The 21,534-nt window shown below is 52.5% G+C and carries 23 protein-coding genes and 1 pseudogene; 14 read left to right on the top strand and 10 right to left on the bottom strand.

Translation table 11 applies throughout. The annotated features are described in order from the left end of the window. Positions 1-60: 60 nt before the first annotated feature. From HMY34_RS12735 to HMY34_RS12720, 4 genes are read right to left on the bottom strand one after another with little or no spacing between them, the layout of a single operon-like run. The gene (locus HMY34_RS12735; RefSeq protein ID WP_202715855.1) at positions 61-1,212 is read right to left on the bottom strand and encodes a hypothetical protein; all 1,152 of its coding nucleotides are present in this window, start codon (positions 1,210-1,212) and stop codon (positions 61-63) included. A 1-nt stretch (position 1,213) separates the two neighbouring features. Further along, complete coding sequence (locus tag HMY34_RS12730) at positions 1,214-1,513, bottom strand: hypothetical protein (RefSeq protein WP_202715854.1); 300 nt, start codon at positions 1,511-1,513, stop codon at positions 1,214-1,216. A gap of 24 nt (positions 1,514-1,537) precedes the next feature. Next, positions 1,538-2,167 (bottom strand): hypothetical protein, encoded by a 630-nt coding sequence (locus HMY34_RS12725; protein WP_202715853.1) that lies wholly within the window; start codon positions 2,165-2,167, stop codon positions 1,538-1,540. After that, positions 2,160-3,149: a LysR family transcriptional regulator gene (locus tag HMY34_RS12720; protein WP_228287846.1), complete on the bottom strand. Its 990-nt coding sequence runs from the start codon at positions 3,147-3,149 to the stop codon at positions 2,160-2,162. Before HMY34_RS12720 ends, HMY34_RS12725 begins: the two co-directional genes overlap by 8 nt. A 118-nt stretch (positions 3,150-3,267) precedes the next feature. Here HMY34_RS12720 and HMY34_RS12715 point away from each other — a divergent pair, with 118 nt between their 5' ends. Both HMY34_RS12715 and tsaC read left to right on the top strand, forming a co-directional pair. Next, complete coding sequence (locus HMY34_RS12715) at positions 3,268-3,504, top strand: hypothetical protein (protein WP_093066202.1); 237 nt, start codon at positions 3,268-3,270, stop codon at positions 3,502-3,504. 21 nt (positions 3,505-3,525) lie between these two features. Continuing rightward, positions 3,526-4,092, top strand: coding sequence for an L-threonylcarbamoyladenylate synthase type 1 TsaC (tsaC, locus tag HMY34_RS12710; protein ID WP_202715852.1), 567 nt, complete (start codon positions 3,526-3,528; stop codon positions 4,090-4,092). On the opposite strand, the gene HMY34_RS12705 is transcribed toward tsaC, so the two are convergent. The 6 genes from HMY34_RS12705 to HMY34_RS12680 all read right to left on the bottom strand — a co-directional run bounded on the left by HMY34_RS12705 (position 4,089) and on the right by HMY34_RS12680 (position 13,055). After that, positions 4,089-7,340 (bottom strand): DEAD/DEAH box helicase family protein, encoded by a 3,252-nt coding sequence (locus HMY34_RS12705; RefSeq protein ID WP_202715851.1) that lies wholly within the window; start codon positions 7,338-7,340, stop codon positions 4,089-4,091. The two genes, tsaC and HMY34_RS12705, sit on opposite strands and share 4 nt — an antisense overlap. Continuing rightward, the gene (locus HMY34_RS12700; RefSeq protein WP_202715850.1) at positions 7,337-7,954 is read right to left on the bottom strand and encodes a DUF4276 family protein; all 618 of its coding nucleotides are present in this window, start codon (positions 7,952-7,954) and stop codon (positions 7,337-7,339) included. The genes HMY34_RS12705 and HMY34_RS12700 overlap by 4 nt, the downstream gene beginning before the upstream one ends. Beyond that, on the bottom strand, positions 7,948-9,099 hold the full coding sequence (locus tag HMY34_RS12695) for an AAA family ATPase (protein ID WP_202715849.1): 1,152 nt from the start codon (positions 9,097-9,099) through the stop codon (positions 7,948-7,950). Before HMY34_RS12695 ends, HMY34_RS12700 begins: the two co-directional genes overlap by 7 nt. Before the next feature lie 81 nt (positions 9,100-9,180). Next, on the bottom strand, positions 9,181-12,369 hold the full coding sequence (locus HMY34_RS12690) for a site-specific DNA-methyltransferase (protein ID WP_202715848.1): 3,189 nt from the start codon (positions 12,367-12,369) through the stop codon (positions 9,181-9,183). A 34-nt stretch (positions 12,370-12,403) separates the two neighbouring features. Beyond that, positions 12,404-12,844 (bottom strand): type II toxin-antitoxin system VapC family toxin, encoded by a 441-nt coding sequence (locus HMY34_RS12685; protein WP_202715847.1) that lies wholly within the window; start codon positions 12,842-12,844, stop codon positions 12,404-12,406. Then, positions 12,831-13,055 (bottom strand): AbrB/MazE/SpoVT family DNA-binding domain-containing protein, encoded by a 225-nt coding sequence (locus HMY34_RS12680; protein WP_202715846.1) that lies wholly within the window; start codon positions 13,053-13,055, stop codon positions 12,831-12,833. The genes HMY34_RS12685 and HMY34_RS12680 overlap by 14 nt, the downstream gene beginning before the upstream one ends. 268 nt (positions 13,056-13,323) lie before the next feature. On the opposite strand from HMY34_RS12680, the gene HMY34_RS12675 reads away from it, so the two are divergent. The 12 genes and pseudogenes from HMY34_RS12675 (at position 13,324) to HMY34_RS12625 (ending at position 21,520) form a co-directional block, all read left to right on the top strand. Further along, positions 13,324-14,742, top strand: coding sequence for a form I ribulose bisphosphate carboxylase large subunit (locus tag HMY34_RS12675; protein WP_202715845.1), 1,419 nt, complete (start codon positions 13,324-13,326; stop codon positions 14,740-14,742). Positions 14,743-14,760: 18 nt separating this feature from the next. Continuing rightward, complete coding sequence (locus HMY34_RS12670) at positions 14,761-15,090, top strand: ribulose bisphosphate carboxylase small subunit (RefSeq protein WP_202715844.1); 330 nt, start codon at positions 14,761-14,763, stop codon at positions 15,088-15,090. A 22-nt stretch (positions 15,091-15,112) separates the two neighbouring features. Continuing rightward, a pseudogene (locus tag HMY34_RS20575) lies at positions 15,113-16,243 on the top strand (alpha-carboxysome scaffolding protein CsoS2); the annotation flags it as partial. A gap of 129 nt (positions 16,244-16,372) precedes the next feature. Beyond that, positions 16,373-17,638: an alpha-carboxysome scaffolding protein CsoS2 gene (locus HMY34_RS20570; protein ID WP_407701856.1), complete on the top strand. Its 1,266-nt coding sequence runs from the start codon at positions 16,373-16,375 to the stop codon at positions 17,636-17,638. Positions 17,639-17,650: 12 nt separating this feature from the next. Next, positions 17,651-19,207, top strand: coding sequence for a carboxysome shell carbonic anhydrase (locus HMY34_RS12660; protein ID WP_202715842.1), 1,557 nt, complete (start codon positions 17,651-17,653; stop codon positions 19,205-19,207). Continuing rightward, complete coding sequence (csoS4, locus tag HMY34_RS12655; protein WP_093066212.1) at positions 19,204-19,455, top strand: alpha-carboxysome shell vertex protein CsoS4; 252 nt, start codon at positions 19,204-19,206, stop codon at positions 19,453-19,455. The genes HMY34_RS12660 and csoS4 overlap by 4 nt, the downstream gene beginning before the upstream one ends. A gap of 10 nt (positions 19,456-19,465) precedes the next feature. Continuing rightward, positions 19,466-19,711: a carboxysome peptide B gene (locus tag HMY34_RS12650; RefSeq protein WP_202715841.1), complete on the top strand. Its 246-nt coding sequence runs from the start codon at positions 19,466-19,468 to the stop codon at positions 19,709-19,711. Positions 19,712-19,759: 48 nt separating this feature from the next. Continuing rightward, the gene (csoS1, locus tag HMY34_RS12645; protein WP_202715840.1) at positions 19,760-20,077 is read left to right on the top strand and encodes an alpha-carboxysome major shell protein CsoS1; all 318 of its coding nucleotides are present in this window, start codon (positions 19,760-19,762) and stop codon (positions 20,075-20,077) included. 28 nt (positions 20,078-20,105) lie between these two features. Continuing rightward, a complete protein-coding gene (csoS1, locus tag HMY34_RS12640) occupies positions 20,106-20,396 on the top strand; it encodes an alpha-carboxysome major shell protein CsoS1 (protein WP_202715839.1) in 291 nt (96 codons plus the stop codon). A gap of 131 nt (positions 20,397-20,527) precedes the next feature. After that, positions 20,528-20,788, top strand: a complete 261-nt coding sequence (locus HMY34_RS12635; RefSeq protein WP_202715838.1) for a 4a-hydroxytetrahydrobiopterin dehydratase — start codon at positions 20,528-20,530, stop codon at positions 20,786-20,788. A gap of 26 nt (positions 20,789-20,814) precedes the next feature. Beyond that, the gene (locus HMY34_RS12630; RefSeq protein WP_202715837.1) at positions 20,815-21,036 is read left to right on the top strand and encodes a hypothetical protein; all 222 of its coding nucleotides are present in this window, start codon (positions 20,815-20,817) and stop codon (positions 21,034-21,036) included. A 16-nt stretch (positions 21,037-21,052) separates the two neighbouring features. Next, complete coding sequence (locus HMY34_RS12625) at positions 21,053-21,520, top strand: SgcJ/EcaC family oxidoreductase (RefSeq protein WP_093066224.1); 468 nt, start codon at positions 21,053-21,055, stop codon at positions 21,518-21,520. Positions 21,521-21,534: the final 14 nt, after the last annotated feature.

Here is a 21,534-nt window from a genome sequence, read left to right as displayed (position 1 = left end):
CTGTCTTGACAAACCGCATTGGCTTAGTTAAGGCAACACGATTGCCTTATGCGGATAACACTAATAAGGCAAGTGCAGGTAAATCTCTTCCTCGTCTTCCATCATCTGAATCGCCGCATCCAAGCCCAATTGCTGCGGGTTATCCGCGCTACACGCCTGCAAACGCGCAAACAGCGCCTCTTGTTCCAGCACATAGCGCTCACCGTTTTTCAATTGCACATACGCCGCCCAAGGAATGAATTTGGTTAACACAAACGCCTGTTCCGGCGACGGTGAAATATCCACATGCAAGCCTGCAACGTAGAGCAAATTACGCCCCCGATAAGCGCTATCTTGTGAGATGCTGCGGTAAGCACGGTCGAATTCGGCTTGCGTATTGGCTTGCGCTGCCGTCAGCATTGGCTCAGCGGACGTCACAATCCAGGGCATTGCGCCGATTAGGTTTTGCTCCAATTGGCGTGACCCGTCGGTGTCTTCCCGCAAACTGGTGTGGTAGGTGAAATATTCCGGCAACAAGGCATCACCAAGCGGTTGCCTGCCAGTGCCTTCGTTGAAAAACCAGCGCATGTGCTGAAAAAAAGCGTCGGTCGCCATGAACGTGCGCGACGTGCTTTGCATGGCAATCGGTAACATTTCACCGTCGTGCTGGTGTTCCACCATTTTTTCCAGATGCAATACCAAACTGCGTTCCCGGCTACGCGACAAATATTGGTTGTCCAAGGTCAAGCGGCAATGATCCGCCCGCATATCCACGAAAATGTTTTGGCAAGCAAATTCGTATTCGCGCAAATACCATTCCAACGTGGCGTGGATTTTGCCGCAGTTACTGGAACAGCGATGATTCGCCGTCTGGATGCGCCGATAGGAACCAAAGGTCATGGCTTCGGGGTCATAACCGACGTGGCTGGAATGCACAATCACCAAATCTTTACCGTGATGCGCGTGCGGGCCATGCCGGTCACACGCCATAATTCCGCCCACTTGCCCGTGATTGAATGGAAATATCCCAAAATGTTTTGCCAGCAAAATTACCGGGTAGCCTTGACTCTCATCCGAACAAAACGCCCGTGAGGGCATGATTTTCCCCGGTTCAAACCCCAGTTCGATGCACCAGTTATACAAGCGCGGCACGAAATTACTGTAACGAAACCAGTAATTTTCCATGCGAAAATGCCCCAAACTGGCCTGCACATTGTCACGGACGTTGTACATGTTAGTCGCCCTCACCCAACTCCGCATCCCACCCCTTCGCTTTCGCCTCACGAATCGCACGACTATGCCTGTCGCTGTGCCGCTGCTGCAATTCCGGTGGCAAACGGCTGGGCAAATGCCCGTATTTCATCCACTCCGCGTGGACTTTTTCATACAGGTTTTGCAGCATTCCAGCACTCCAGCCCGCGCATTGTTCGGTGTCGGGCAGTAAGCCAAACACCCATGCATCGCGAATCAGTCGCCCGACCGAACTCATGCCAAATTGTTTATCGTTATCCAAACCTTCGTATTTTCCGCTCATGGTATTCCTCTGTATTCATTCGTGTTACGCCGTCGCCCGTGCATTAATGCTGGCAATGGCGCGTTCTGCTGCTTGCATGGCTTGGGCGGTTTCCGCTTCACTGCCCATCATAATCAGCCGCCCGAATGCGCCGTAAGCTTTCACATCCACCAAGGTGACGTGCGCGGCTTTTTCGGCTTCGTTGGCAGCGTACACAATGTAACCGGCGGGTTCGGTTTCAAAAATAAACATGCTTTTGCCCGGTAACAACATCGAACCGTGCCGCAATTGGCGGTTGATTAGGGTCGCGTGGTCGGGGGTAATGGCACGGATGATTTCTTTCCATGCCACCCGACATGCCATGCGGTTTTCGACATCAGCATGAATCTCACGCAATACCGCTTCGCCCGCCGAAGTCACTTCACTTTGGTTGCGGAAGTGGACTTCCATCGAACCAAACGCGCGTTCCACCACCTGCTGACCGAGGCGCACATTCGTGGCTTTGAGCGCAATGTCACTGAGGCGGTGGACTGCCATGCCCGGTGCCACTTCAATCCACAAACAGGCATCACCGGGAATCGGCAAAAAGCCTTGCGAAGAGGTCGCTAAGTACGAAGCAAGCTGGGGTTGCAACGAATCAATGAAGGAATACACGCGCAAAGTGACATTATTCATCGGCATCAGGCTCAAGTTTTGGGTTCAAAAGCGAGGTTGGCAGGTGCAAGCGCTTAACGTTGATGTCTTCCCACATCCGCGCCCCGTCTTGCAACAGAAAATCGAGAAAGCGTTTGGAAGTATTGGAAAGCTTTTTCCCCTTCAAATGCACCGCGTGCCAACGGCGCATGAGCGGAAAATGTTGCACATCCAAGACGGCGAGCAAACCCGCTTCCAATTCGAGGCGCAAATTGTGAAACGACAATACCGAAATGCCCAAGCCTGCCATGACCGCTTGCTTGATGGCTTCGCTACTGCCAAGTTCCATGTAAATATTGGCTTCCAACCCGTGTTCGGCAAACAGTTTGATGCGGGCAGCGCGAGTGCCGGAACCTTCTTCGCGTGACAAAAAGCGTTCTTGGGCAATGCGTTCCAAGGTAATGTTGCGTTCCCCAACCAAGGGGTGATTAGGCGGGGCAATCACCACAATGGGGTTATCAAGGAAATATTCAGCGGCGAGTTCCAGATTACCGCTGGTGGGAACCGTCCCCATGATCACCAAGTCATCCAGATTATCCTCCAAACGGCGGATCACTTTCGCTTGGTTGGTAATGGTGAGACGTGGCTCCACCCGTGGGTAATCCTTGAGGAAGGTGCCGAGTAAATGCGGCATGAAATACTTCGCGGTGGTAATCGCTGAAATATTCAAAGGGCCTTTCACCCCTTCTTCCATGCCGATCATGTCGTCGTTGAGCACCCGCAAGCGGTCGAGAACATCGCGACACGCCTCAAACAGTTCACGCCCCGCTTCGGTTAGGAATAAACGTTTGCCGATTTGTTCCGTCAACGGGATACCGACACTCTCCTCCAAGCGTTTAATCTGGATAGACACCGCCGGTTGCGTCAGGTGCAATTCTTCCGCCGCACGAGTAAAGGACAAGTGCTTGCCTACGCTGTAAAACAGGCGCAACTGGTGCAGGGTAATGTGGCGCAGGTTCATCATTAAGTCCGCTTTATCAAGAGCATTTACATTTACTTAGGTTAATCTAAGTAATATTAATGATTAACTTTAGTTGATTGTCAAGCTAATTTATAGTGCGCCTCAATTCGAGGAATTTACTATGTCGCAACCACAGCACGATGATCAACACGAGGCAAAACCGATGGAACATACATCCCCACCCAAGCAGTCGATCTTAAGCTGTGACCCCGCTGTATTGGCGATTTTGTTGGTATTTGTATTGTTCTTTTCTGCGCTGTTACCCAGTGCATGGCCATTGATTGTTGGGGCGACCGTGGTGGGTTTAGCCATCCGCTGGGGAGTTCTTTGGTATGATCGACACCGGGAAAAACGCTAACGCCAACACGAGGAAATCGCCTTGCACCATTTTGTAAGCAATAACATTGCAGCGGCCTGCCAAGCAGTGCAACAGGGTAAAGTGATTGCTTACCCAACCGAAGCGGTGTTTGGCTTAGGCTGTGACCCGGCTAATCTTGAGGCGGTGCAGCGCATTCTTACGCTTAAACAACGCCCTGCACACAAAGGGCTGATTCTGATTGCTGCCGACTTGCAACAGCTTGCCCCTTGGTTGTTACCGCTCGAAGCGGCGTTACTGCAACAAATCTTACCCACTTGGCCGGGGGCGGTGACGTGGTTGTTACCCGTGCGCCCTGAGGTTTCCCCGCTCATTCGAGGCGAACACGACACACTGGCGGTGCGGGTCACAGCGCATCCTGTTTGCCGGGAATTGTGCCAATGTCTGGGGCATCCGCTCATTTCCACCAGTGCCAATTTAAATGGGCAAGAACCTGCCCGCAACGTGACAGAAATCCTCCAGCAATTTGACCAGCAATTGGGATTTGTCTTGGATGCGCCCTTGGGCGGGCAATTACAGCCTACCCAAATTCGCGATGGGCGTACCGGGCAGGTGATCCGCCCTGGTTAAGGCCGTAATACCCGCATCATCATGTCATCGACATAATGGTGCGGGTAATCCTTCTGAAACAGAATGTGATGGTCGGAAAAAACCTTGTCCTCAGCCCCATTCATCTCATGTTTACTCGTCGTCGAGAGAATAAAAGAATTCAGTGTAATGTGCTGCTCGACCGTGTGTTGATACTTGGCTTCATACGTCTTAATCGTTTTGGCAAACTGAATTTTCGGATGCTCAAAACCTTGCGTATTGTGATGCAAGCCCTTGGGATCAACGAAGGTAATCCATTGCTGATTATCTTTTTTCACCCACAAAATAAAGTCGGGGTAGAAATTCCCCGCTTCAAAAAATCCCACACCGCTTTTCGATTGGTTACGCAACAAATACAGCTCATACCCTTGCAGCAAAGCGGGCTTGCTGTCTACCCATTGCGTCAGGTCACGCACAAATTGCGCCTCGCCCTGATTCAGATGCACGGGCTTTACCTTGACGGTATGCCCCTTACCGGAAAGCTCAACCAAGGGAAAATACAGGTGAAAATCCGCGCCGATGAAGTGAAAATCACCGTGACCGGTTAAATCACGCACGGCATCCGCGCGTTTAGCATTTTTCAGACGCTTTTCAGCAGCTTTCAAAACAGTAATCAGGTCTATTTCCGTCACTGGTACATCCACCTGATATTCCCTAACGAAATTCGGGTCGGTGGTTGCGACGCTTTGGTATTCCAGATACGGGGCTTCGTACTCCTGTTTTTTCAAGGCGTAGTAGCGTTCGCAATAACGTTTCAGCAAGACGGTGGCGATTTCCTGCCACAGTTGTACCCGTGCGAAATGCCCCGCACCAAACGACCAAAATTCTTCGGGGATGGTGAGTTTGTACCATGACGAATCCGCTAATACCGTGCGTAAGGCTTCGCGGGTGATTTGCAGGTTATGCCAACCCTTTTCGTTTTTGAAACGCAGCAACTCAAACAGCAATTGCTCATCGTCCAGAAACGCGAGTTGATCCCGCCCAAACCGCGCTTCGTACAAGTTAATACTGTGTTGTTTGCCTTGCAGTTGCAGGTTTGCGCCTTGTTTGCTACCCGCTTTGCTTTGTACTCGCGGATACCAGTCAAGCACCACCTTGACATGGTGGGGGCTGTCGATAGGCAGCAACGCCAATACCGGACGCGCCGCTTGCTTGAAACTTGGCATGGATTTACTAGGACGCAATAATTTTAACTGGATACGTTGCAATTCTGTCTGGTCAGGGGTAGGGAATACTTTCAGGGTAATGGTTTCCGGTTTCTCAGGCTCAGTTAAACCCTGATCTTCCAGCAATTGACGAAACTCATCCATGTAACTGGCGCGTACCCCGAAAATATTCAGCGTTTCCAGATACGCCAAATACTCAGGGTGTGCTTGCTCATCGTCACGACGCACGAAACCGGAGCGTTGCAAGCCAAAATCATAGCCCTTCAGCCGCACCCCGCGCCCAAACAATTGGATGATTTCCGAGCCTTTGTTTTTGCCGATATTCAGCAAGCCCATCGTGCTGACACGCCATGAACTCCAGCCCTCGGTGAATTTCTTCGCACCAATCAGCAGCGTAATGCGCGAACGGCTGGTGTTAATGTCGCGGAATAACGAACCCGCAAACACTTTTTCACTCACGGTATACAACGGGCGTTCTTGGTTGCTGCGCTCTGCCTCCAGCAATTTGCACAGCTTACCCGTGTCGCCGATATTGATGACCGCGAAATAATCGCTGGCATCACCCACGCGCAAACCGATTTCGCCATCCGTGCCTTTGAGTTCTTCAATGTGCAGCAAGCCACCGAGTTCAGTATTGAACACCGTGCGGCGCAAATCGTGGTACAGCATTGCCGCGCCTCGCTGGTGGTATTGCGCGACGATGTAGCTAAAACGCTCATGAAACACGCGCTGATCTTGCTTATCAATCAAGCTATCACGCCCGTGCAGGAGTTGTTCCAGATAATGCTCAAACGTGCCGCGCTGTTGTTCACTCAGGAATTGCGCGAGGAAATGCACAATCAGGGAAATGTCGCTTTGCTGCTCATCCAAATCCCTGCCCGTCACCGTGCCGCCGACAAACAGACACAGCGGATTATCCAGCAAATACGGCTTGATCTGGGTAGCTTGATCCTTATAGAGCAAACGTTGCTGGAAAAACGCCAGTAAACACCCCGTCAGATACAGCGCTTGCGAACCTTCCAAGGCTTTGCTTTCCAGATTGAGGATATGAAAATCCTTCCCAAAACCATCGTTGTAGAAATAGCGGTAGGAATAATCCAGCAAAATGCACTTGGCGTAGAGCTGGGTCAGGCGTTGCTGCTGACTCACGCCGTCTTTTTTGGTGGTCGCGGCAGTGGCAATCGCTTGTTCAAACGTGGCGGAATATTCGTAGGAAAAGCCAGCCGCGCAAAGCTGTTCGCGCTTATCCAGCCATTCCTCACCGCTTGCGCCGCGATGCCCCTCATCCACCAACACCAAATTTTTACCCTCGAAATTACCAACCGCTACCGTGGTGTCGCCGTCTTTGTCCTTGAGTTGGTGGATGTGCAGGATTTGCACCCCAAAACCCAACACGCCTTGGGCAGACTGGCGGTTTTTGGTGTAGAAATCGGCATTAATACCCGAATCGCGCAGTTCGCGCTGGTGTTGTTCGGAAAGCCGCGCATTCGGGGTCAGCAATAGCACTTGCTCAATCTCGCGCTGTTTGCGGTGTTGTTGCAGGTAGTGCTGGGTTTGCAGGATATTGACGTGCATCAGCAAAGTTTTACCCGCGCCCGTTGCCATCCAGAATGCCAGTTTATTGAGTTCCTGCGGCTGATAGGGGTCGAGTTTGAGCTTTTTATCCAGCTTTAAGTTGAAGCGGTGTAAGTGAGTATTGAGTTCACCCGCAAAAGCGTCGCGGTCTGCCCAATAGCGGTCTTGGTAAATTTCATTGAACAGCAATGCCATGTACTGGAAATACAACGGGTACAGGATTTGCCCCGCGTGGTTGCGCGTTTCGCTGATGCGTTTCCAGTGACGCACGATATTGAGGTCGTAATCGCGCAATTGCTCATCACGCAGCGGGCGGCTACGTTGCGGAAAAGTTTCCACCAGCCGCACGTAAAAACGGCTATTACCCTCTTCGGTGAACCCGCTGAGTTCCTTATGGTGTAAGGCGGCGGAAAGGTCAGCAAATTGCGTGACACCGAATTGCGTTAGCAGCCAGTCGTTTAAGATCAGTTGGCGGGGGAAATCGCTCATGGGGTTTCTCCTGCAACGGTATCAGACAGGTTTTCCAACGTCTGTAACCAGCAATGAAAACGCGGGCAGGCTTCCCGAATTTGGGGCAAACCAATCCGCTGGCAGATGTCTGGCCCATGCAATTTTTTGTTATAAGCCGAAAAAACTGCCACAATCCGCCGACTAGGGCAGGTATCAAAACCGTCATTAATCCTTTCAGCACCACCACAGGCTTGGGTAAGCCGCTGAAAATGCACCGCGTGATCAGCCACACCCAAGTGTTCAGCCAACAAGCTTGGCGCACTGAATAGCAAAGCCTCGAATTCATACTGCTGCACATAAGGGATGAAACAGCTTTGTTTGCTTGCCGGAACAAGCGCGTGAATGGCTTGTTCCAATTCCTCAATAGAACGATTCTCACGGCGTTTGAATCCATAAAAATCATACAGCGTAGTCACATAATCAAAGCCATACAGTAATCCCGGCAATTCCGCCTTGATTTTATCGAGACTCACATTGCCACGAATATCAACCGCCTGAAGGTATTTTCCCGCCATCATGAAATGCGGGACTAACACTTGCTGGACAAATTCACGTTCGGTTGCTCCTTCCACACTGATTGCAATTCTCAACATACAGGCGTACCCCCGATCAGGTTTTTTTGCCAGATGTCGCCGATAGCGTAGTTTTCCAGCCACGGTTTTAATTGCTGCTCATCCAAACGCACCAAGCGCGAGGCATTATTTTCATATTGCACCACGACAATATCTTGCCAACTCAACTCATTTGCCAATGTGACCGACTGCGTTGAAGCAATAATTTGAGTGCGTTTGGAAACACTTTTCATCATGGCTGCCAGAAGCTGAATCGCATAAGGATGCAAACCTAGTTCCGGTTCATCCAATAAAATTACGTCGGGTAAACGTTCATCCGGTAGATTAAACAGCGTAATTAGGCAGAATAGGCGTAATGAACCATCCGATGTTAAATGCGCACCCATGATTTTTTCGCTGTCTTTGTGTCGCCAGCGCAACATGACTTTGCCATATTCTGGTTCTAATAAAAAACCATCAAAAGCGGGCAATACCCGTTTGATTTGATGTTCTATCAACTGAAAATACGGGAACTCGTTTTCCTTGAGACTCAATAATAAGGCTGCCAAATTACCGCCATCAGCATTCAAATAAACGCTATCAGTGACATCATGGTGTTTCTTGAGATTGGCATAGCGGGATGTATCGTGAAAATGATAAACATGGCAACGTCGTAATAAGTGTAGCAATACTTTCGCCGTCATTTTATCTCGAACAGGCAGTTTATCGTTTTGCGCCGCAAATAATAGTTGTGAATAATCAGCGTGGGCGTGCAAATCGACCCAATCATTGACTGAATTCTGTTTATCCGCTCGTATGTAACGGCAATGCTCAGAAGCGAATGCCATCTGATCTGCTCCCGTTGCCAGCGCAACAGCCTCATATTGATAGCGGTTAAGGCTATCATTAGCCTGCATACTCACTTGCCAACGTAATTTTTCCGTCACGGTACGCCCCATGAAAAGCTGATCATCTGCACCCGCTTCCCGTGCTACCCATTCGCGCAAGCTGCGCCCGTCCATCAGCCAGCGCATTAGCTCAAAAAACTTGATGAAGTTGGACTTGCCCGAGCCGTTTGCACCAATCAGCACCGTCAAGGGTGACAGATCAACCGATACGTCTTTGAGGCTGCGGAAACCGCGAATCTCAACATGATCCAGATAGCCTTTCATAGTTTGTGCACTCATTTGCTGCTCACTTGGTATGCCACGGCAAACCCCGTATAAATATTCATCAATTTTCCAGGCAGTGTTTGGAATATTCGCATCTCACACCGCCCCCGCGAACATCAGCCGCTGGAACTCTTCCTCAATCAAACGCACTTTCCAGTGTTCTGCTTCAGTGCGGATATTGGGTAGGGTATTGTCGCCATTGACGTAAATGACATCGAGTTCGCCTTCACGCGGGTTGATGCGTTGGCGTTCGAGCAGGAAGTGGTCGAGGGCGATATTGTGGCAGGTTTTGCTGATGGGCTGGTTGAAATCGTTGAGGATGCGCCAGATGATGAGCGCGGTTTTGCCGTCGGGGAGTGTGCCGTGGATGCTCAAGAAGGTGTAAGTGGCGGTGATGGCTTGGGCGGAATCGGGGTGTTTTTGGCGTTGCCAGATGCCGTGTTCGTTGGGTGCGCAGGTGAGTTGCAGGGTTTCGGTGCGCTGAGTGTGGACGCTTAAGCCTAGCAGGTAGTTGAAGGTTTCGACCAGATCGACGGTTTGCGGGCGGGTTGCTCCGGCGGAATCGCCTGCGATGTGGAGTTGGTAGTCGAAGGGGTGGGTGAATGCGTCAATGTTGAGCAATGAGCCTTGGGCTTCGATGTCGAGCATGTAGTGCAGCAGGTAGTCTTCTTTGACGGCTGGGTTGGCGGCGAGTAGGGAGTGTTGTTGCCCGCTGCGTTTGAGTTCAAGGTTGTTGAGGGTGTCTTCGTAGCTTTCTAGGCGCATGGTTTTGAAGCAATGGGAAATGCCACCTAAGTTCCCCGCTTCTTTCGCAACCGGCTTGCCGTCTTTCCAGTTTTCCGCGTACACCACTTTCTGAATACGCGGCTTTAGCACCGTATCGAAATACGCGCCTTGCTCCACCAGAATATACTTACGGTTGCCGCCATCCTCGCGGTTCAAATTAATCACCGCATGACCCGTCGTCCCCGACCCCGCAAAATAATCCAACACCAAATCATGATCTAACGTACTAATTTTTAAAATCTTACCTATTAATTTTGTTGGTTTTGGAAATCCAAATTCGGTAAAACCTAAAGCACCTAATTCAACTGTTCCTTGTTCGCTAATAACATCAGTTTCATCCCAAATAGATTTTACTTTTGTTGTGCCTTTTCTAGCTTTTTCGTAAATATTCCATCCACCATCTCTTTTCTGTTTTGCGATTAAAATATTTCCTTTTCCTATAGAGTTTAAAAATTTCTCTTTTCCCCATCTCCAGCAAGAGTCTTCATTATTACTATTTCTAGGGAACGTCTCGTAGATAAAATTTGATGTTTTAATCAATGAAACTTGAGCATAACCATCAATATCTAATACCTTAGTGTTCACATATACTGGATAGAATAAATTTGGTCTATTGAATCTTCCAAACTTCGGATTTCTATTTCTAAGCTCCCAAAGTTCATACGTACCATCAGCATCTTTTAATGCAGAATCAGATATTTCTTTTGGTAGCTCCATAATTTCAGAATTATCGCCAGACACATAAACAAAAATATATTCATGTGTTTTTGCAATGGCTTGATATGTTTGACCGCGTTTATTGGATTGAACTACTATTTGAGATTCAAATTTATCTTTTCCAAAAAAATCATCTAAACTGATTTTCATATTTGCTGATTCATTATCACTAATGCTTGCATAAAACAACGAATCATTTGAAAGTAGACTTTTTAAAATTTGCAAACGACTATTAAAAAGTCCTAACCATGACGAATGTTGGTAGTTGTCGCGGTAAATAAATCCATCATTTCCGGTGTTGTAGGGGGGGTCGATGTAGATGCATTTGACTTGTTCGCGGTAGCGGTCTTGCAGGAGGTTGAGGGCTTGGAAGTTGTCGGCATTGATCAGTAAGCCGTCACATTGCGCGTCAATATCGTCGATGGATGCCAGCAACGCCGCCTTAAAATCCGCCGGATAAAACCGCGTATCCACCATCAAAAACGGCTGCGAACGCAACAACCTCTCATCCACCACCGTATCCACCGCAATAAAATGCCACTTGCACCACTCCGCCGCCTGTGCCGCATTCCCCGCAATCGCCCCATACAACGACTCCGGCACACGATCCAATGTCAGGCAATAATCACACGCCACCACAAATTTTTTCTTCAACCACAGCTTCTTCTGGAAATCCTCCAACTGCGCCAAAAACGCAATCACCTTCCCCGCCACCTTACGAATCGCGGTAATCTTCTGCAAAGTCTGCTGCAAATTCGTTAACGCTTTTTCCGCCTCCCCATCCCGCGCCGGATTATCAATATCATCCAAATACACCACTTCATTCTTAATATAAAAATCCAATTCCTGCCGCAAAAACCTACCCAAATCTTTATGGATGAAATAATCAAAACTGTTTTTCGCGGTATAATCCGTCAGGTGCTTTTCCAACAGCGTGCGTTTCACATTCGCCTTCGTCGGCTGCAACGCATTCAACGCCCCCAACCATTCCGGCGCGACTTTACCCACATCGTGCGCTATCGCCAGCAACGTCAGATTATTAAAAACGCTCTGACTCGGTGTTTTCACCTTGCCATCGGTATCCGTAATTTTTTTCTCAGCCGTGGTGGTGTAATGGAAATGCACCCGCAATTCACCCGCGTGAACCGCCAGCGAATTTTCACCCGCCAACACAAAAAACCGCTTATCGCCCTTGGTATTATCGCGGCTAGTGTCTGCATCCAGCAGTTTAAAATGCACCCCGCGCCCATCCGCCAAGGTAAAGCGATAATCGCGGAAATTCTCGCTGGATTTAATGTAATACTGATCGGCATTCGCCCAATGCAGCTTCACTTCCTCGCCATTGTACGGAATCGCATACTTCGCGGTGCGCGACACACGCCGCAACGAAATAAAATCGCCTTCCTCATAATAGCGGCTGAAAAAGCGGTACAAATGCTCATACACCTCATCTTCCAACCGCTGTGGATTGCCCAACGCCAGCAATTGTTCACGCAAGGCTTGCACCTTCGGTGACTGCTCAGGGTTCATTCCCAAATCCTGCATGGCTTGCTCGGCTTTGCGCAATTCCGCCTGCAACTCCACCTGCTGGCTACCTTGCGCTGAATTCAGCAAACCGCTCACTGTCGCTTTCAACTGGTTGCGCAGGAAATCATCAACCTCATCCTGCCGCTGGCTAATAATGCGGTAAATGCCAAAATCCAGATCGGCTTTATCCAGCTCGAACAACTCGCGCAGTTTATCGACGAGTTTGCCGTAGGTGGAATTGTCGGGGGTCGCCATGCGAGGGAATCCTTGTGCTTAAAATAACGGGAAATCAGAGAGTGCGCGTGCCAGCAATTCGCAACGCGCCCACATCGAAGCTGTAAACGCCATCCAGCATTTCACGCCACTGTTTCGCGGTCTGTTTGGCTTTGTGGATGATCAATGCATCGGCAAAATCCGGCAATTTCCACTTACGCCCATCCGCATCATACGCGGGGTATTCGGCTTGAAAGTCGTTCAACGCTGCCCAAATCGCCTGTGGGTTCTCAAACACAATCGCGGGTTCGCGCACTAAATCTGTTACCAGTGTCACGATGTCTTCACGACTGGCTTGATACTTTTTACCGCTCAGTGTCCAGATGCACTCCACCAATACCACATCTGTTACCAAGACACGCTCGTGCTGCTCAATCAACTCACTGGCTTTGGGGGATTGCACCGCATCATCTTGCAACAAATGGCGTAACAGCACATTCGTATCAACGGCGATCATCGAGCGCATCCTGACGTGAGGCGGCATCGCTAATCGGGTGCAACGGCTTGAGGTGTTTAAGGCTACCGCGACTCGCGCCACGGCATTTCTTGATGACCGCTAATTGACCGTTGTATTCAAAAATCTCCACATAATCACCCGGTAAAATCCCCGTGCGATCACACAATTCTTTCGGTAGAGTCACTTGCCGCTTGGCACTGACTTTGTGCATGGCGTTCTCCGGTTTGGGTTTTACTATAGGGTGAATAGTAAAGATTTTAGACCACTGATTAACGCACTGCAATGTAAATACCGAAGCTGCGCCCCCCTCTGCGAACCATTAACTCCCCTTAATCCTCACCATTAACATTAACCAGAGTTTATGAAAACAATTTTTACAATTAACTTTAGTTGATCATTCGCCTTGCTTATAGTTGCTCCATCTGATGCACCGAGGTCAGAGCAAGATTCCCTAGAGCAACTTCTGCAAGGAGAAGATGATGGCAAAGAAATACGAAGCCGGGGTGAAGGAATACCGGCAAACCTATTGGCAGCCTGACTATATCCCGTTGGATACGGATATTCTGGCGTGCTTCAAGATCACCCCGCAACCGGGTATTGACCGTGAAGAGGCGGCGGCGGCAGTCGCAGCAGAATCTTCCACGGGTACTTGGACGACCGTGTGGACAGACTTGCTGACCGACATGGATTACTACCGTGGTCGTGCGTACATGATCGAAGATGTACCGGGCGACGATGCCTGCTTCTATGCCTTTATCGCTTACCCGATTGACCTGTTTGAAGAAGGTTCTGTCGTTAACGTCTTCACCTCATTGGTGGGTAACGTATTCGGCTTTAAAGCGATCCGCGCGTTGCGTCTTGAAGACGTGCGCTTCCCGATTGCTTACGTCAAAACCTGTAATGGCCCACCACACGGCATTCAGGTTGAACGTGACAAGATGAACAAATACGGTCGCCCCATGCTGGGTTGCACCATCAAGCCTAAGCTGGGTTTGTCGGCGAAGAACTACGGTCGTGCGGTATACGAATGCTTGCGCGGTGGTCTGGACTTCACCAAAGACGACGAAAACATCAACTCACAGCCATTCATGCGCTGGCGTGACCGCTTCCTGTTCGTGCAGGACGCGATTGAAACCGCAGAAGCGCAAACCGGCGAACGCAAAGGTCACTACCTGAACGTGACTGCACCTTCCCCTGAAGAAATGTATGAGCGTGCTGAATTTGCCAAAGAAATCGGCTCACCGATTGTCATGCACGACTTCCTGACTGGCGGTATGACGGCTAACACCGGTCTGGCTCGCTGGTGCCGTAAAAACGGCATGTTGCTGCACATCCACCGGGCGATGCACGCGGTACTCGACCGTAACCCGCACCACGGTATCCACTTCCGCGTCTTGACCAAAGCACTGCGCCTGTCCGGTGGCGACCACCTGCATACCGGTACGGTAGTAGGCAAGCTGGAAGGCGACCGCGCTTCCACACTGGGCTGGATCGACCTGTTACGTGAATCTTACGTTCCAGAAGACCGTTCACGCGGTATTTTCTTCGACCAAGACTGGGGTTCAATGCCTGGCGCATTCGCGGTCGCATCCGGTGGTATCCACGTCTGGCACATGCCTGCACTGGTGAACATTTTCGGTGATGAGTCGGTTCTGCAATTCGGCGGCGGTACATTAGGGCATCCGTGGGGCAATGCAGCAGGTGCGGCGGCTAACCGTGTAGCACTGGAAGCGTGCGTCGAAGCGCGTAACCGTGGTGTTGAACTGGAGCGTAACGGTAAGGAAATCCTCACCAAAGCGGCACAGTCTAGCCCTGAACTCAAGATCGCCATGGAAACATGGAAAGAAATCAAGTTCGAGTTCGACACCGTTGACAAACTTGATGTTCAGAACCGCTAATCACAGGAGTTGCAAACCATGGCTGATTCTCAGGATTACAAACAAACCGTCAAGTACGAAACCTTTTCTTACTTGCCTGCGCTGACGGCAGACCAAACCCGCCAGCAAATTCAATACATCGTGTCACAGGGCTGGAACCCGGCTATCGAACACGTGGAGCCTGCCAGATCCCACAAGTACTACTGGTTCATGTGGAAGCTGCCCATGTTCGGTGAGCAAAGCGTTGACCGCATCCTGTCAGAGATCGAAGCGTGCCATCGGGAATACCCCAACCACCACGTGCGTCTGATCGGTTACGACAACTACACCCAAAGCCAAGGCACATCCTTTGTTGTGTACCGCGCTTAATGACTGACAGGGAGGAGACACCATGCCTGCACAACCTGCAAACAGCGCGGATAAAGCCCGCGAAGCAGCCGCCGCGCGTCGGCGGGCTGCTGCCCAGCGCAGTGCCGGTCAGTCACGCCCGGTAGCTGCTGTTAAGGCAGTATCTGCGGCATCCACCCGACTTGAACCTGTACAAGCTGCCCCAGTGGTGGCTTATGCAGCCCCGTCCACGTCTGTTGTCGTTGCCATCAATGCCAGTGCAAACAAAGCGCGGGAAGCGGCAGAACGCCGCCGTAGCGCCGCCCAACGCAGTGGTTCACAAGCCCGGCAGCGTTCACAACCGGTAGTAGCGCCCGCACCAGCGGTTGCCGCTTACCCCACCAGCACTGCTTTGGAAAACAATCTGGGCAGTCTGTTTGGCAATGAGCCGGTAACAGAAGAAGCGCTGGATGCGCTGTGCGAATTGGTTGATGCTGACCCTAATGCCTTAGGTGTGAGTGGCAACAGTGTCCGCGCGATTTGCCGTAACCGTCGCCAACAACTGGCAGCGCAAGGCAAAGCCGCCGCACCCCGTCGCCCCGGTAGCCGCCCGAACGGGCGCAACCCACGCTTAGGTATCGTTCCGCAAGGACGTGATGCTGCTCGCCAGCACCGTGTACAAGCGGCACGTGGGCAACGTCCCGATGCACCCGCCGCACCACGCCCCACCGGGCGGATGCGCCCACAGCGTGTTCCCCCCAAGGTCGAGGTTGACGAGACCCTGCTGGGAAACGCCGTGACCGGCACTCAGGTTAGCCGTATTACTGCTAATACCGTGACGGGGGGCGAAGCCGGTACTTGCCGTGCGGTAACAGGAACGGAATACCTGGGTACTGACCATTTCGACACCATTTGCGGGACACGTCCCGAACCGAATCCGCCAAAAGTCGGGTTAACGGTAACAGGTGGCGGTCTGGCCGTTTCTGGGACGGAAGTCGGTCGTTCCGGCAAAGTGACCGGTGATGAAGTGGGCAGTTGCCGCGCTGTCACTGGCACGGAGTACCTAGGGCTGGAGCAGTTCTCAGCGTTTTGTGAAAACAAAGGGTTGACGACTCGCGCTCCCAAGGTAGTGGCTGGTACAACGGCACGCAAGCAGTTAACGGTAACAGGTGTGGATGAAGCCCGCCTGCAACCTGTCACCGGCAATGAGCCGGGGGCGGGACGCAGCATTACCGGTTCGCAATATTCGGATGCCGGTGCTTCACGCCTGACCATTAATGGGCCGCAGAAGGTTGCCTTAACGCACACCGTCGCGGGTCGTGAAGTGACAGGGACAGAAGTCGGGCGTTCGACCAAGGTAACAGGTGATGAATACGGCAGTTGCCGCCCGGTAACGGGGACGGAATACGTGTCCAGCGAGCAATTCCAATCCATTTGCAAGACGCAAGCACCCGCACGTTCTGCCAAAGTGGGTGAGGATAACAGCCAGAAAGGACAGCGTATTACCGGCAATCTCGTCAATCGTACTGAAAAAGTCACAGGAAACGAGGCAACAGCAGTGGGTAAAGTAACCGGTTCACAGTATGGCGACAGCCAAGTGGCAAATCGTGCGCCACCGAAAGCGTATCCGATGCAAACCCTTGCGGGGCGCAGTCTGACAGGCAATCGGGTGGATCACAGCCCAAAGCTCACCGGTGATGATCGTGGCGGCTGCTTGCCCGTCACCGGTACGGAATACTACGGCAAGGAACATTTTGCCGGGTATTGTGCAAGCGAACCGCCACCTGTCCCTGCCAAAGTGCACGTAGGCATGACCCAGCAAGGGCAACACGTTTCCGGCATTTCGCTGATGACGTCCAAGCATGTCACGGGAAATGAATACGGCGCACAACAACACGTCAGTGGTACACCGTACCTGAGCGTCGTTGAGCAGGCACCACACCACCATGACCACGGTGACGGTGAACACGGCTTTTGCTGCGATGAGTGCGCAGCCGATCATTTACTGAAAGTGAAAGTGGCGCAGGCACGGCGCATGTTGCCACCGCCGCCGGTGATGTGTCATGGCTGTGCTGACAGTGCCGTAGCAGAAGCGAAACAAGCAGCCCAACAAGCGGCAGCGAGTTTCAGCATTCAATCACCGGCACAAGCCGCACTGGGGCGCGTAACAGGCAATGCCTACGAAGGCGCAGGGCGCATTACCGGCCCTGGCAATCGTGGCAACCAAGTGGTTTCCGGCACACCGGAGTTTCGTTACCAGCAGCCAGCAGCAGCCACTGTTGCCAGCGAACCGGTAGCGACCAGTGCCGAACCAGCCGCCTCGCGTGTGACCGGCGACGGGCGTGACAACCTGCGCATCACGGGTGACGACTGGGGTCGTAGCCAACGCATGACCGGTACGGAAGGGCGGTGGGCGCAAAACCGCAACCCGACCTTACGCGGGATGCAACCAGCGATGGCAATGGTGAATGCACACGCCAACAAGTCACTGGAACGCCCCGAAGCGCCGCCTATCGCTAACGTGACCGGCAGCAGCGGCAACAGTGGCAAAGGTGCGCTGATCACCGTTTCCGGCGGGGCTAGAGGTTAGGAGGGTCATTAAGTGAATAGCCGTCAAGCGCAACAAGCACTGCGTGTGACCCGCCAAACCCAAGGCAAGGGACTCACGCCGCGCAAAGTGACACACCCCGTAACGCCAGTGGCGTTAAGGGTAGAAACGGGGACGCGCTTAACACCCGTCAACACGGCGGCGGTGGGTTCTCGCCGCCACCCGTTGGCTAACCAGCACGCCAATGCACGGCTGGCGCATTGTGAAGAAAGTGTTAAAGGGCGTTTTGAAGCCATCGCCCCCGCCCTGCAAGCCATTGCCGGTTTGCATCTGGGGGCAGGTTTCAGCGCACAAGCACAAGCGATTGCGGAAGCCCAACTCGGCTACCGCTTGCCGGAACGCATCCTCAACGATGCGTGGGTCAGTGGAGTGGACATGAAAGCCCTGTATGCGTATTGCGCGTTTCAGGCTTTGAAGCTGGCAACCGAACAGTTTGCCAACGATTTACGCCAACAGGTGGAAGCGGTGCAGGATACCCGCAACTTCTTCCTCGACTGTGGCTTTCACGCGGTGGACATCAGCCCCTGTGCCGATGGTCGCCTCAAAGGTTTGATGCGCTACATTTTGCGTCTGCCTTTGACTTCGTTTACCCGGCGCAAGGCGTATGCCGGGGCATTATTCGACGTGGAAACGGACGTGCGCCACTGGATGGCAACCGAATTACGCCGTTTCCGCGAAGGTGTGCCAACCACCGTCGATGCAGGGACTCGTTACCTGAAAATCGCGGTGTATCACACCAGTAGCAGTTCCCCCTGCCATGAGGGATGTGCTGCCCACGGGAGTAACGACCATCAAGCGGTGGCAGCGGCACTGGATCGCCTAAACCAGTTCCGCCAGGCTATTGAGAATTCGTTCTGTTGTGGTGCCAGCACAGATATTTTGTTGATTGGGGTCGATACCGACACCGATGCCATCCGGGTGCATATCCCCGATGGCAACGGTGAGCTTTCCCCGCAACGCTTTGTGGATAACAAGGTGCTGTTCCACACCACGCTGGGTTTGTCGGCAGATCAAGCAGGCTTGGCAGTACACGAGGCGGTAGAAGCCGCGATTAACCAGCACGGCTGGGGAACCGGCAAAGGTGCGCCGCACGACGGGATGCGACGGCTGGTGACTAACTTGCTGATTAACAACCTGTCACAGATGGATTACGTGATGGATTTGCACAACGGGCAATACACCGACATCGGACACGCCGAACGCTACATCAGCGTCGGGGATGGCTTCGAGGAAGTGCAAATCCGCAATGTGGCGTATTACGCCCATCTGCACACGCTGGAAGAAGGCGTGGCAGACATGGATGTCGGCATCAAGATTTTCAAAGGCTTGAACGTGAAACACGGTCTGCCGGTGCCGGTCGCGATTCACTACCGTTACGATGCCGGTGTACCGGGGTCACGCGAACGCACAGTGGCGAAAGCCCAGCGGGTTGCCGCTGCTATCCGTAACCGTTACGCGGCATTGGTGGAACAGGGTTTGTTGCTGTGCCATTTGTCAGTGCAGGATACGCCGACAGGTAGCCCGGTCGAAGTCGTGGAGGATGTGGCATGAAGATCATGCGCGTAGAAAAAACGCTGGTATCCACCAACCGCCTTGCCGAACTGGGGCATAAGGGCTTGTTAGTGGTACAGGAAAAAGTCGGCGGAGCGCGGCAAGTGGCAGTGGATGCCATCGGTTGCGTCCCCGGTGACTGGGTGATTTGTGTGGGTTCCTCTGCCGCTCGCGAAGCCGCAGGCAGTAAGGAATACCCTTCCGACCTCACCATCGTCGGCATTATCGACCGCTGGAACGGGGAATAAGGAGCAGCACATGGAAATCATGCGGGTACAGTCTGATTTGGTCGCCACCCAGCGCGTACCTGGCTTGAAAAATATGTCCTTGCGGGTTTTGGTGGACAGCAAGGGTGCTCAGAATGTGGCTTGCGATCCGGTGGGCGCACCGCCCGGAGCGTGGGTTTTCACCATCAGCGGATCAGCGGCGCGTTACGCGCTCAAAGATCCCAAGGTGCTAACGGATTTGACCATCGCCGGAATCATCGACCATTGGGAAGAATGACCGCCGCTGGGTTAATTAATGACTGATTTTTTACGAGAGGATATTCAAATGGCTGAAGTAACTGGTATTGCCTTAGGCATGATTGAAACACGCGGTCTGGTACCGGCTATCGAAGCCGCTGATGCCATGACTAAAGCGGCAGAAGTACGTCTGATTGGTCGCCAATTCGTAGGCGGCGGTTACGTGACCGTGCTGGTACGCGGCGAAACCGGTGCTGTCAATGCGGCGGTGCGGGCAGGTGCTGATGCGTGTGAGCGCGTGGGTGACGGTCTGGTGGCGGCGCACATTATTGCCCGCGTCCACTCTGAAGTCGAAAGCATTCTGCCGAAAGCCGGTCAGCCGGTTGACAATGCAGTAATTGGTTAATGGTTAAGCGTTTATAAGGAGAATACACATGGCACAAGTAACAGGTGTTGCATTAGGCATGATTGAAACACGGGGTCTCGTTCCGGCTATCGAAGCCGCCGATGCCATGACCAAAGCGGCGGAAGTCAAGCTGATCGGGCGTCAATTCGTTGGCGGTGGTTATGTCACCGTCTTGGTTCGCGGCGAAACGGGTGCGGTCAACGCAGCAGTGCGTGCCGGTGCTGACGCTTGTGAGCGCGTGGGTGACGGTTTGGTCGCGGCGCACATTATTGCCCGCGTCCACTCCGAAGTCGAAAGCATTTTGCCGAAGTCGGAGTAATGTATTTTACCCCTCACCCCCTCTCCCTCAAGGGTAGAGGGGCTAAGAAAACAACCTCTCTTGCTCCCCCTCGCCCCTTGAGGGAGAGGGGGCTGGGGGGTGAGGGGTATCTTCAACCAAGGAGCACTATCATGACCGCAACCCAACCCAGCAGCGCATGGAACATCCAGCAACGCCCAGCGGCAATGACCCGCCGTTATGAATTTGCCTCCTACGCTGAAACACGCACGTTTTTGGATCAACTTGCCGCGCTTTCCGAACGCACGGGTTTGCATCCGAACCTAAATTTCGCCCGCAATCACGTGAGCGTGAGTATCAATGCGGAAGGTGACGCATTAACGGATGCGGAGTATGCCTACGCTGCCGAAGCTGATGCTTTCGCCCAACAATAATTTGGTTTAACCACGAGGTTTGGCAGATGTCTACAGCAAAATCCAGCAAACCCAAAGCGGTGAAACCAGCCGCAGCCGCACCAGTGGTGCTTGAAGCACCCGAAGCAGCGGTAGTGCAAGAAGATACCGTTCCAGCCGTTGCTGATGTACCGCAAGCACCCACAGTGCCACCAGCCGCGCCAGCCGCAGCCGACGACCTGAACCAACCAGGTTTCCCGCTGCACCCTGAGCGTGTTTGGCCTGATTAACCTGCGAGAAGACACCATGACTTCCAGAGTAACCACTTCCGCTTCCATGCAGTCACGCGCTCCGCGTGGTGCTGTCACCGGGGCTTATGTTGGCAATACCACCCCGCCACCCGTGGATGTGGATGCCCTGTTCAAACGTTGGGATGCTGCCTTGCATACCCGCAGTGTCGATGCTGTGGTTGCCTGTTACAGCCATGATGCGGTATTGCTGCCTACGGTTGCTGATGAGCCGCACGTTGGGCACAAGTCGATTGCTGACTATTTCAAGCATTTCCTCGCTGGTTCACCACGCGGCACTGTCACCGAACGCCATGTGCAAGTCGGCTGGGATATGGCAGTGGATATGGGTACGTATTCCTTCGTGTTTGCTGACGGACGCAAAGTGACCGCACGTTATACCTTTGTGTATCGTCCGCGTGCCGGAGAGTGGCTCATTACCCATCACCATTCGTCCGTTCTGCCAGAACAATTCTGCAAGGTGTAAGGTAATAAGGAGTA

It is taken from the genome of Thiothrix subterranea (genome assembly GCF_016772315.1).
GTDB lineage: Bacteria > Pseudomonadota > Gammaproteobacteria > Thiotrichales > Thiotrichaceae > Thiothrix > Thiothrix subterranea.
This window is presented reverse-complemented; position numbering and strand designations above follow the sequence as displayed.

What these genes read in the sequence shown, in the direction of transcription:
- HMY34_RS12735 (WP_202715855.1), bottom strand. Translation starts at nt 1,212, where the DNA reads ATGTACAACGTCCGTGACAATGTGCAGGCCAGTTTGGGGCATTTTCGC.
- HMY34_RS12730 (WP_202715854.1), bottom strand. Translation starts at nt 1,513, where the DNA reads ATGAGCGGAAAATACGAAGGTTTGGATAACGATAAACAATTTGGCATG.
- HMY34_RS12725 (WP_202715853.1), bottom strand. Translation starts at nt 2,167, where the DNA reads ATGAATAATGTCACTTTGCGCGTGTATTCCTTCATTGATTCGTTGCAA.
- HMY34_RS12720 (WP_228287846.1), bottom strand. Translation starts at nt 3,149, where the DNA reads ATGATGAACCTGCGCCACATTACCCTGCACCAGTTGCGCCTGTTTTAC.
- HMY34_RS12715 (WP_093066202.1), top strand. Translation starts at nt 3,268, where the DNA reads ATGTCGCAACCACAGCACGATGATCAACACGAGGCAAAACCGATGGAA.
- HMY34_RS12705 (WP_202715851.1), bottom strand. Translation starts at nt 7,340, where the DNA reads ATGAGCGATTTCCCCCGCCAACTGATCTTAAACGACTGGCTGCTAACG.
- HMY34_RS12700 (WP_202715850.1), bottom strand. Translation starts at nt 7,954, where the DNA reads ATGTTGAGAATTGCAATCAGTGTGGAAGGAGCAACCGAACGTGAATTT.
- HMY34_RS12695 (WP_202715849.1), bottom strand. Translation starts at nt 9,099, where the DNA reads ATGAGTGCACAAACTATGAAAGGCTATCTGGATCATGTTGAGATTCGC.
- HMY34_RS12690 (WP_202715848.1), bottom strand. Translation starts at nt 12,369, where the DNA reads ATGGCGACCCCCGACAATTCCACCTACGGCAAACTCGTCGATAAACTG.
- HMY34_RS12685 (WP_202715847.1), bottom strand. Translation starts at nt 12,844, where the DNA reads ATGATCGCCGTTGATACGAATGTGCTGTTACGCCATTTGTTGCAAGAT.
- HMY34_RS12680 (WP_202715846.1), bottom strand. Translation starts at nt 13,055, where the DNA reads ATGCACAAAGTCAGTGCCAAGCGGCAAGTGACTCTACCGAAAGAATTG.
- HMY34_RS12675 (WP_202715845.1), top strand. Translation starts at nt 13,324, where the DNA reads ATGGCAAAGAAATACGAAGCCGGGGTGAAGGAATACCGGCAAACCTAT.
- HMY34_RS12670 (WP_202715844.1), top strand. Translation starts at nt 14,761, where the DNA reads ATGGCTGATTCTCAGGATTACAAACAAACCGTCAAGTACGAAACCTTT.
- csoS4 (WP_093066212.1), top strand. Translation starts at nt 19,204, where the DNA reads ATGAAGATCATGCGCGTAGAAAAAACGCTGGTATCCACCAACCGCCTT.
- HMY34_RS12650 (WP_202715841.1), top strand. Translation starts at nt 19,466, where the DNA reads ATGGAAATCATGCGGGTACAGTCTGATTTGGTCGCCACCCAGCGCGTA.
- csoS1 (WP_202715840.1), top strand. Translation starts at nt 19,760, where the DNA reads ATGGCTGAAGTAACTGGTATTGCCTTAGGCATGATTGAAACACGCGGT.
- csoS1 (WP_202715839.1), top strand. Translation starts at nt 20,106, where the DNA reads ATGGCACAAGTAACAGGTGTTGCATTAGGCATGATTGAAACACGGGGT.
- HMY34_RS12635 (WP_202715838.1), top strand. Translation starts at nt 20,528, where the DNA reads ATGACCGCAACCCAACCCAGCAGCGCATGGAACATCCAGCAACGCCCA.
- HMY34_RS12630 (WP_202715837.1), top strand. Translation starts at nt 20,815, where the DNA reads ATGTCTACAGCAAAATCCAGCAAACCCAAAGCGGTGAAACCAGCCGCA.
- HMY34_RS12625 (WP_093066224.1), top strand. Translation starts at nt 21,053, where the DNA reads ATGACTTCCAGAGTAACCACTTCCGCTTCCATGCAGTCACGCGCTCCG.